The organism is Streptomyces sp. 8L (assembly GCF_020176795.1).
Taxonomy (GTDB): Bacteria; Actinomycetota; Actinomycetes; order Streptomycetales; family Streptomycetaceae; genus Streptomyces.
In genome coordinates, this window is sequence record NZ_JAIUKE010000362.1 from 1,821 (window position 1) to 11,697 (window position 9,877).

The following is a 9,877-nucleotide window of genomic DNA, read 5'->3' on the forward strand; positions in this document are numbered from 1 at the left end:
GGGGGGGGCGGGGGGGGGGGCCCCGGCGGCCCCCCCCCGGCGGCCCCCCCCCCCCCCGCCCCCCGCCCCCCCGGGGGGGGGGCGGGCGCACGCCGGCTCAGAGATGGGAGTACACGTCGTCCAGGCCGATGCCGCGCGCGACCATCATCACCTGGACGTGGTAGAGGAGTTGTGAGATCTCCTCGGCCGCGGCGTCCTTGCCCTCGTGCTCGGCGGCCATCCAGACCTCGGCGGCCTCCTCGACGACCTTCTTGCCGATGGCATGGACGCCCTTGCCCACCAGCTCGGCGGTACGGGAGGTCGCGGGGTCGCCGGTGGCGGCCTTCTGCTGGAGCTCGGCGAAGAGCTCCTCGAACGTCTTCTTGGACATGGTGGCGCTCACTCTATCGGGACGCGCCCGACGCCTGCCGCCAGGGTTCGGCGACGGTCCGCAGGATCGTCGCCGTGGCGACGGCGGCGGTGACCGCCTCGTGGCCCTTGTCCTCCGTCGAGCCTTCGAGGCCCGCGCGGTCGAGTGCCTGCTGTTCGGTGTCGCACGTCAGCACGCCGAAGCCGACGGGAACGCCGGTGTCGACGGAGACCTGGGTCAGGCCCTGGGTCACGCCCTGGCACACATACTCGAAGTGCGGTGTGCCGCCCCGGATGACGACGCCGAGCGCCACGACCGCGTCATAGCCCCGCTCCGCGACCGCCTTGGCCACGACGGGGAGCTCGAAGCTGCCCGGGACCCGCAGCAGGGTCGGCTCCTCGATGCCCAGCTCGCGCAGGGCGCGCACGGCGCCGTCGACGAGGCCGTCCATCACTTTCTCGTGCCAGCTGGCCGCGATCACGGCGACCCGGAGGTCACCGCAGTTCTTGACGGTCAGTTCGGGCGCGCCCTTGCCGCTCACTGTCTCTCCCTGTCTCTCATGCCTCTGATTACCCTGACATCTCTGATGTCGTGGGCATTTCCGATGTTGTCCGCTGCGCCGGCCGAGCCGGTTCCGCTGGGGCGGCCGGGCCCGTTCCGCTGTTCCGGCGGCGGCTCACTGGTTGCCGCAGGCCGATGCAGGGATGGCGGCGTCGAGCCAGGGCAGGTCGTGCCCCATGCGGTCGCGCTTCGTGCGCAGGTAGCGCAGATTGTGCTCGCCCGCCACGACGGGCATGGGCTCGCGCCCCGACACGACGAGGCCGTGGCTGCTGAGCGCGTCGGTCTTGTCGGGGTTGTTGGTCATGAGGGTGAGGCTGTGCACGCCGAGGTCCTGGAGGATCTGGGCGCCCGCGGCGTAGTCGCGCGCGTCGGCGGGCAGGCCGAGCTCCAGGTTGGCGTCGAGCGTGTCGAGGCCGCGCTCCTGGAGTTCGTACGCGCGGAGCTTGGACAGCAGGCCGATGCCGCGGCCCTCGTGGCCGCGCAGGTAGACCACGACGCCCCGGCCCTCCTCGGCGATGCGCTCCATGGAGGCGTGCAGCTGGGGCCCGCAGTCGCAGCGCTGCGAGGCGAAGACGTCGCCGGTGAGGCACTCCGAGTGGACGCGCACCAGGACGTTCTCCCCGTCGCCCAGGTCGCCGTGGACGAGCGCCACATGCTCGACGCCGTCGGCGGCCGAGCGGTAGCCGAAGGCCGTGAAGGGTCCGAACGCGGTGGGCAGCCGCACCTCGGCCGCGCGGTGCACCACGGGCTCCGCGCTGCGCCGGTAGGCGATCAGGTCCTCGATCGAGATGATGGTCAGGCCGTGCTTGCGGGCGAACGGGATGAGCTGCGGCAGCCTCAGCATGGCGCCGTCCTCCCCCGCGATCTCCACGATGGCGCCCGCGGGCCGCAGCCCGGCGAGGCGGGCGAGGTCCACGGCGGCCTCGGTGTGGCCGTTGCGCACGAGGACGCCGCCCGAGCGGGCTCGCAGCGGGAAGACGTGCCCCGGCCTGACGAAGTCGGCGGGCGCCGCCTGGCCGCCGGCGAGAAGGGCGAGCGTGGTGGCGCGGTCGGCGGCGGAGATGCCGGTGGTGACGCCGTGGGCGGGCGCGGCGTCGACGGAGACGGTGAACGCCGTCCGCATGGACTCGGTGTTCTGGCCGACCATCTGCGGGAGTTCGAGCCGGTCGAGCTCGGGGCCCTCCATCGGCGCGCAGATCAGGCCCCGGCACTCGGACATCATGAAGGCGACGATCTCGGGGGTGGCCTTCTCGGCCGCGACGACGAGGTCGCCCTCGTTCTCCCGGTCCTCGTCGTCCACGACGACCACGGGGCGGCCCGCGGCGATGTCCGCGATCGCCTGCTGGACCGGGTCGAGGGTGAAGTCCTCGGCGTTGTCGGTGGTGTACCAGGTGGGTGCGGTCGTTGCTGTCATGCTGTCGCGCCTCCAAGCGCCAGGGAACCGTGGCGGCGCGAGCGCAGCCACCAGTCGCGCATCCCCCACAGGACGAGGGCCAGATAGATCACGTAGACGAAGCCGGAGAACGCGAGTCCGCTGCTGAACGCCAGCGGTACTCCGACGACGTCGACCAGCAGCCAGGCGAACCAGAACTCGACCAGGCCGCGCGCCTGCGCGACCATCGCCGCCAGCGTGCCGACGAAGATGTACGCGTCCTGCCAGGGGCTCCAGGACAGGCTCGGGTAGGCCGTGAACAGGCCGCCGAGCGCGGCGGTGCCGAGGGCGGTGCCCAGCGCGAGCAGGCCGCGCTCGCGCCAGGTCGCGAACCGTACGGTGACCGCGCCGCCGTCCGCGGCCCGGTCCTTGCCGCCGCGCGCCTGCCACTGCCGCCAGCCCCAGAGCGCGACGACGATGACGATCAGCTGCTTGCCGATGCCGCCGCTGAGGTGCGCGGAGAAGTAGGCGGCGACCAGGATCACGCCGGACACGAACTGTGCGGGCCAGGTCCACACGGACCGGCGCCAGCCGAGGGCGAGGGCGATCAGCCCGATGGTGTTGCCGATCATGTCGGACCAGAGGATGTGCTGGCCGAAGGCGGTGAACGCCTCGCTGTTCAGCCAGGAGACGGCGCTCACCGGGTCGGCCCCTCTCCCGGCAGTGACGGCGCGTCACCGCTTCGCGGCCGGTCGCCGAGCAGCCGCTCGACGTACTTGGCGAGGACGTCGACCTCCAGGTTGACCGGGTCGCCCGGTCCCTTGGAGCCGAGCGTGGTGAGCGCGAGCGTGGTGGGGATCAGGCTGATGGTGAAGGAGTCGGGGCCCGCGTCCACGACGGTGAGGCTCACGCCGTCCACCGTGATGGAGCCCTTCTCGACGATGTAGCGGGAGAGGCCCTCGGGCAGCCCGATCCTGACGATCTCCCAGTGCTCGGAGACCTCGCGCTCCACGATCGTGCCGGTGCCGTCGACGTGGCCCTGGACGATGTGGCCGCCCAGCCTGCCGCCGACGGCGACGGTGCGCTCCAGGTTGACCGGGGAGCCGGGCGCCAGCGCGCCGAGGCTCGACCGGTTCAGGGTCTCGGCCATCACGTCGGCCGTGAACCGGTCCTCGGCGCGGTCGACGACGGTGAGGCAGACCCCGTTGACCGCGATGGAGTCGCCGTGCTTCGCGCCTTCTGTGACCACGGGCCCGCGCAGCGTGAAGCGACAGGAGTCACCGAGGTTCTCGACTGCGGTGACCTCACCCAGTTCTTCGACGATTCCGGTGAACACTCAACGCTCCTTCTGTGGGGCGGCGGCCGCTTCTCCGGCGGCCGGTACCGCGGTGATACGCAGGTCCGCGCCGATGCGGACGGCCTCGGTCATGCGCAGTCGCAACGCGTCGGCGAGGGTGGGGATTCCGGCGTCGGCGAGGGCGGCGGGCCCGGCGCCGAGCAGGACAGGCGCGAGGTAGCCGACGACACGGTCGACCGCGCCGGCGGCGGCGAAGGAGCCGGCGAGGACCGGGCCCCCTTCGAGCAGTACGGCGCGCACTCCGCGCGCGTACAGGGCGTCGAGCAGCGCCGGTACGGACAGGCCGTGTTCCGCGCGCGGCAGCCATACGACATCGGCGCGCCCGCCCACGGCCCCGAGGGCCCGGATGTCGGCGTCCTCGGCGACGGCGACCAGGGTGGGCGCGGCGTCGTCCAGGATGCGCGCGCCGGGGCGTACGGCGGTCGCGTGGGTGTCGACGGCGACCCGCAGCGGCTGGACGGCGTCCGGGTGGCCGCGCGCCGCGAGGTGCGGATCGTCCGTGCGCAGGGTGCCGGAGCCGACGACGACGGCGTCCGACTCGGCGCGCAGCCGGTGCACGTCGGCGCGGGCCTCGGCGGAGGTGATCCACCGGCTCGTGCCGTCCCGCGCGGCGACCCGGCCGTCGAGCGAGGCGGCGTACTTCCAGGTGACGTGCGGACGGCCGCGGCGCACGGAGGTGAGCCAGGCGGCGTTGCCCTCCTCGGCCTCGTCGGCCAGCAGGCCCTGCTCCGCGGCGATCCCGGCCGCGCGCAGGGTGGCGCCGCCGCCCGCGGCGCCCGGGGTGGGGTCGGCGACGGCGTAGCGGACCCGGGCGATCCCGGCCTCGATCAGCGCCTGCGCGCAGGGGCCCGTGCGTCCGGTGTGGTTGCAGGGTTCGAGGGTGACGTACGCGGTGCCGCCGCGGGCACGCGGACCTGCCGCGCGCAGGGCGTGGATCTCGGCGTGCGGGCCGCCGGCCCGCTGGTGGTACCCCTCGCCGGCCGGGCGCCCCTCGGCGTCGAGGACGACGCAGCCCACGACGGGGTTGGGGCTGGTGGAACCGAGGCCGAGGGCGGCGAGCCGCACAGCGCGACGCATGGCGTCCGTGTCGCTCGGGTGCGCCTGCTCCGTCACCGCTCCCACCGGGTCCTCCTGCCTCTCGGGCACGGACTCCGGGGCCTGTCGGTGACGACAGAGAAGACGGGCCGTCCCGCAGGGGACGCGGGAACACCCGTCGCACGACCGGCCGCCGACGGCGGACCTGTCCACGAAGGCGCGCCCGCGAGGGCCCGCCGCGCACTGCCTCCCATCCGGACTTTAACCGTCGGTCCAGGAATTCCACCTGGTCAACCGGCCGCTGAAGGCGGACGGGTCGCGGACTGTAACCGCCGGTTCGGACTTTCACCGACCCCGGAGTGCGCTGCTTCTTGTACGCGACCAGTGTGCCACGGACGCCGATCACCCGGACGGGTGATTCCTGTGCGCTGGCTCACAGGAGGGGCGGCGACAGGGCCGCTCGTCCGGCACAGCCGGTCGTCCGGCAGCCCGTCGCCCGGCCCGGTCATGTCGTCCGGCCCGGTCATTGGGCACAGCCGCCACACCCGTCTCGCTTTCCCCAGTCGCCGCGCGGGTCGCCGCGGCCGGGCCGCTATCCGCGGTGCGCGAGCGCCCGCGCGGGCGACGGGCCGGGGCGGAACAGCTCGTCCTGTGCGGCGTCGCGGGCGGTGAGCACCGCGCCGCGCAGCACGGCGGCGCCGCCGAGCGCGGTCGGCACGACCTCGGTGCGCAGCGGGCAGAGCGCTGCGAGGCGCTTCTCGACGCGCCCGGCGAGCGCCTCGCCGCCCGCGTGGCCGAGCTCGCCGGAGAGCACGACGAGACCGGGATCGAGCACGGTCGTGAGGGCCGCGGCGCCGAGCGCGACCCGGTCGGCCAGGTCGTCGAGGAAGCGCGCACCGGCGGCGCCCGCGCCGGGCGCGGCGCGGATGTACGCGGCGGCGGACGGCTCGTGCGGCGCGGGCGTCGCGCCGATCCCGTGGCGCAGGGCCAGCTCGCGGACGGCGGCGGAGCAGACGAGGCCGTGCAGCCCGGCGTCGCAGCCCGTCGAGGACGGCAGCCCCGCGGTGCCGGGGACGGGCAGGAAGCTGATCTCGCCCGCGCCGCCCGAGACCCCTCTGCGCAGCCTGCCGCCGATGACGACGGCCGCGCCGACGCTGAGGCCGAGCCAGAGCAGCGCGAAGTCGTCGTGGTCGCGGGCCGCGCCGATCCGCTGCTCGGCGACGGCGGCCAGGTTGGTCTCGTTCTCGACCAGGACGTCGGCGGCCAGGCGGTCGGGCAGGACTCCGACGAGCCTGCGGTGCCAGGCGGGCAGCCCTGAGGAGTCCCGCAGCTCCCCGGTGACCGGGTCGACGAGGCCCGGCGCGCCGACGGCGACGCTGTGCAGCCGGGTGGCGCCCGCCTCCTTGACGGTGTGGTCCAGCAGGGAGGCGGCCTGCTCTGCCGCCTCCCGCGGGTCCGTGCTGTCGTCGACGGGCGCGGCGGCCTCGGCGAGGGTGCGCCCGAGCAGGTCGGCCACGACGACGAAGACGCTGCCGGTCCTGATGTCGAGCCCGGCGAGGTGGGCGCGGTCCGCGACGATGCCGTAGACACGCGCGTTGGGGCCCCTGCGGTCGCCGCCGCTCTCGCCGACGATGTGGACGAGTCCCGAGCTCTGGAGCCGCTCCACGAGGTCCGCCACGGTGGGGCGGGAGAGCCCGGTGAGCTGCTTGAGCTGAGCCGCCGTCAAAGGCCCCTGGCGCTGGAGGTGTTCCAGGGCCATCCGGTCGTTGATGGCCCTCGCGGTACTCGGGGATGCGGGCATACCGGGAATCCTTCCAGACCGGCCCGACGTCCTTGCGCGCTATTTATCAGGCAGGGTTCCTGATAGTTTACGTCCACGTGGGTGGGGACGCCCCACCGGCACCCGGAGACGGGCCGGCGAGGCGTTTCCTCCGGGGCCGGTACACCCCGGGGCCGGGGCGCCCGGGAACCGGAACCTCCGGGGCGGGGCGCCGCACGGGGCGCGAACGCCGCGCCCGCCCGGCGGCCGCGTCCCACGTGCCGCGCCCCCACGCACACCCCCGACGCACCACATCCCCAGGTGGAGGACGACGCATGGCATCGCAAGCGCCCCGGGGCGCCGACGGCCGGAGCCCGCGCCCCCTACGGCGGGCCAGGATCGCCCTGGCCGTGGTGTTCTGCGCCCATGGCTCCGTCACCGGCAGCTTCGCCACCCGGGTCCCGTGGCTCCAGGAGCACATCGGGATCGGCGCCGGCCAACTCGGCCTCGCGCTCGCGTTCCCCGCCGTCGGCTCGCTCCTCGCGATGCCCCTGGCCGGGCGGGTGGCGCACCGGCTGGGCGCGCGCAGGGCGCTGCGCGTCCTGCTGGCGGCCTGGACGCTCTCCCTCGCGCTGCCCTCGCTCGCGCCCGACCTGTGGGCCCTGTGCGCCGCGCTGTTCGTGTACGGCGCCGCCTCCGGCATGTCCGACGTCGTGATGAACGGCATCGGCGTCGAGACCGAGAACCGGCTCGGCAAATCGATCATGTCGGGGCTGCACGGCATGTGGAGCGGCGGGGCCCTGCTCGGCTCGGCCTCCGGCGCGCTCGCCGCGAACCTCGGCGTGGGCGCCCGCGTCCACCACGAAGTGGCCGCGGCCGTACTGACCTTGACCGGGCTCGTCGCCGTCCGCTTCGTCCTCGACGTGCGCAGCGCCCCGGAGGCCGAGGCCCCGCCGCGCTTCGCCCTGCCGCCCCGTTCGGCGCTGCTGATCGGCCTGGTCGGGTTCTGCGCGGTGTTCGGCGAGGGGGCGAGCCTCGACTGGTCGGCGGTCTACCTCAGGGACGTGCTGAGCACCTCGGCGGGTCTGGCCGCCGCCTCCACCACCGCGTTCTCGCTGACGATGGCGGTGACGCGGCTTGCGGGCGACCGGCTGGTCGACCGGTTCGGCCCGGTGCGCACGGTGCGGGCGGGCGGCGCGTTCGCCACCGCGGGCGGTCTGCTGGTGGTGTTCGCGCCCCAGCCGGTCTTCGCGATGGGCGGGTTCGCGCTGCTCGGCATCGGCGTGGCGGTCGTCGTACCGCTGGCCTTCGCGGCGGCCGGGCGCAGCGGCCCGAACGCGAACCAGGCCATCGCGGGCGTCGCCACCATCACGTACACCTCCGGCCTCGTCGCGCCGTCGGTGATCGGCGGCGTCGCCCACGCCAGCTCGCTCCAGGCGTCCTTCGGCCTGGTGACGGTGTTCGCGACGGGCCTGCTCGCCGGAGCGGGCGTGCTGCGGGCCCGCGCCAGGGGTCCGGTCGGCACGGGCACGCCGGACCGGGACGCGGACGCCACGGACAACGGGCCGACGCGGGACGACGCGAACGCCCGCGACACGCGATCCGGCCGCACGGCGCCCTGACCCCGGCCCCGGACGGCGCGCCGGGCGGCGCGGGCCGGGCGGGACGGGTCGGACAGGGCCTAGTCCTCCGGCAGTCGCACCGGCGCGAGGGCGTCGAACAGGTCGCCGGGGCCGGGGTTCGCCGGGTCGGTCGTACCGCCGAAGTGGTGCAGCACGCCCCACACCGCGTTCAGCGCCGTCTGCACGGCGCCCTCCGCCCACCCCGCGGTCCACGAGATGTCGTCCCCCGCCAGGAAGATCCCGCGCTTGTCCGCCGGCAGCGCGTCCTGCATGAAGTGCGTGAACAGGCGCCGCTGGTAGCGGTAGTGGCCGGGCAGGTTGGCCTTGAACGCGCCCATGAAATACGGCTCGTTCTCCCACGACACCGTGACAGGAGAGCCGATCACATGGCTCCGGATGTCGACGCCGGGATAGATCTCGCCGAGCGACGCGAGCATGACCTCCATCCGCTCGTTGACGGACAGCGGCAGCCACTTCAGGCTGTCGTCGCACCACGTGTAGGACAGGCAGATGACGGCCGGCGCGTCCGGGTCGTCGCCGAGCAGGTACGTGCCCCGGGTCATCCGGTCCGTCAGCGTCATGGACATGGTGTCACGCCCGGTGCGCGGGTCCTCGTCCAGCCAGAACGGCCGGTCGACGGGGACAAACAGCTTGCTGGACTCCATGTAGTGGGTCCGCTCGATCGCCGTCCAGTGGTCGATCGGGAACAGCGCGTCGTCGCAGGCGATCTTGGACAGCAGCATCCACGACTGCGCGGTGAAGACGGCCGCCCGGTAGGTCCGGATCGATCCGGCCGCGTCGGTGACGGTGATCCCGCCGCCCGCCGTCCTTCGCAGGCCGGTCACGGCGGGCAGGTGCCCGTCACCGTGCAGTGAGGCGAGCGAGGTGCCCTGCGCCCAGTACGTGATCTTCTCCGGCGCGCGTTCCCACAGCCGCTCGGGCAGCTGCTGGCTGCCGCCGACGATGCTCTCGTGGCCGTCGTCGGCCTCGGTGTAGACCACACGCAGGATCTCCAGGATCGAGTTCGGGAAATCGGTGTCCCAACCGCCCGTCCCGAAGCCGACCTGGCCGAAGATCTCCCGGTGCCGGAAGGACTGGAAGGCGGGCGAGTCGCAGAGGAAGCCGTAGAACGTCTGGTTGTCCAGGTCCCGCACGAGCCGCGACCAGATCCGCCGGATCGCGGGGATGTCGCGTGCGCGCAGCGCGCGGTTCATCGCGGAGAAGTCGGCGCCTTCCTCCAGACACGTGTTCCACGCGTCCATCACGTCGCGGTAGACCGGCGGCAGGTCGGCGATCGTACGGGCGTAGTGGGGCACGCCCTTGAGATCCACCACCGTCGAAGGGGTGCCGGGCGCCAGCGGGTTGGGGAAGGGCGTGGTCGCCAGGCCCACCAGGTCGATGTAGTGCCGCAGCGCGGTCGAGGTCGGCGGGAAGCGCATCGCGCCCAGTTCGGCGGTGAGGGCCGGGTCGCAGCCGTCGAAGCCGACGGTGCGCAGCCGCCCGCCGATCCGGTCGGCCTCGTACAGGACGGGCCGCAGCCCCGCCTTCATCAGTTCGTACGCCGTGACGACGCCGGACAGCCCGCCGCCGATGACGGCGACCTCGGTGCCGTGCTCGGTCGCGGGTATCTGGCCGAGACCCGCGGGGTGGGCCAGGTAGTCGTCGTAGGCGTAAGGGAAGTCGGGGCCCGACATGGTGAGGGGCCGCTCCCCCTCCCGGGGCCCCGGGTGGGTGTGCGATACGGCGGTGGGCACCGTGGACGTCATGGCGCGACGCTCCTGAGGGCGTGAGAGGTGGGACGCGGGAGGTGAGGGTGAGAAGT

9 protein-coding genes and 1 riboswitch are annotated in these 9,877 nt (G+C 73.9%); of the genes, 1 reads left to right on the forward strand and 8 read right to left on the reverse strand.

Annotated elements, in window-relative coordinates:
* Positions 1-97: 97 nt before the first annotated feature.
* The 7 genes from LCE31_RS26530 to LCE31_RS26560 all read right to left on the reverse strand — a co-directional run bounded on the left by LCE31_RS26530 (position 98) and on the right by LCE31_RS26560 (position 6,475).
* Positions 98-370, reverse strand: a complete 273-nt coding sequence (locus LCE31_RS26530; protein WP_225018461.1) for a phosphoribosyl-ATP diphosphatase — start codon at positions 368-370, stop codon at positions 98-100.
* Positions 371-383: 13 nt separating this feature from the next.
* Entirely contained in the window at positions 384-890 is a 507-nt protein-coding gene (ribH, locus tag LCE31_RS26535) for a 6,7-dimethyl-8-ribityllumazine synthase (RefSeq protein WP_225018464.1), read from the reverse strand.
* 135 nt (positions 891-1,025) lie between these two features.
* Positions 1,026-2,324, reverse strand: coding sequence for a bifunctional 3,4-dihydroxy-2-butanone-4-phosphate synthase/GTP cyclohydrolase II (locus tag LCE31_RS26540; protein ID WP_225018466.1), 1,299 nt, complete (start codon positions 2,322-2,324; stop codon positions 1,026-1,028).
* Positions 2,321-2,983, reverse strand: a complete 663-nt coding sequence (locus tag LCE31_RS26545) for a nicotinamide mononucleotide transporter family protein (protein ID WP_225018468.1) — start codon at positions 2,981-2,983, stop codon at positions 2,321-2,323. The genes LCE31_RS26540 and LCE31_RS26545 overlap by 4 nt, the downstream gene beginning before the upstream one ends.
* A complete protein-coding gene (locus tag LCE31_RS26550) occupies positions 2,980-3,618 on the reverse strand; it encodes a riboflavin synthase (RefSeq protein ID WP_225018470.1) in 639 nt (212 codons plus the stop codon). The genes LCE31_RS26545 and LCE31_RS26550 overlap by 4 nt, the downstream gene beginning before the upstream one ends.
* Positions 3,619-4,716, reverse strand: a complete 1,098-nt coding sequence (gene ribD, locus LCE31_RS26555; RefSeq protein ID WP_225018480.1) for a bifunctional diaminohydroxyphosphoribosylaminopyrimidine deaminase/5-amino-6-(5-phosphoribosylamino)uracil reductase RibD — start codon at positions 4,714-4,716, stop codon at positions 3,619-3,621.
* 194 nt (positions 4,717-4,910) lie between these two features.
* A riboswitch (FMN riboswitch) is annotated at positions 4,911-5,041 on the reverse strand.
* A gap of 225 nt (positions 5,042-5,266) precedes the next feature.
* Entirely contained in the window at positions 5,267-6,475 is a 1,209-nt protein-coding gene (locus tag LCE31_RS26560) for an ROK family transcriptional regulator (RefSeq protein ID WP_225018472.1), read from the reverse strand.
* A gap of 293 nt (positions 6,476-6,768) precedes the next feature.
* Between LCE31_RS26560 and LCE31_RS26565 the strand changes: the two genes are divergently transcribed.
* Entirely contained in the window at positions 6,769-8,055 is a 1,287-nt protein-coding gene (locus tag LCE31_RS26565; protein WP_225018474.1) for an MFS transporter, read from the forward strand.
* Positions 8,056-8,114: 59 nt separating this feature from the next.
* On the opposite strand, the gene LCE31_RS26570 is transcribed toward LCE31_RS26565, so the two are convergent.
* Positions 8,115-9,821, reverse strand: coding sequence for a flavin monoamine oxidase family protein (locus LCE31_RS26570; RefSeq protein ID WP_225018476.1), 1,707 nt, complete (start codon positions 9,819-9,821; stop codon positions 8,115-8,117).
* Between the last annotated feature and the right edge of the window lie 56 nt (positions 9,822-9,877).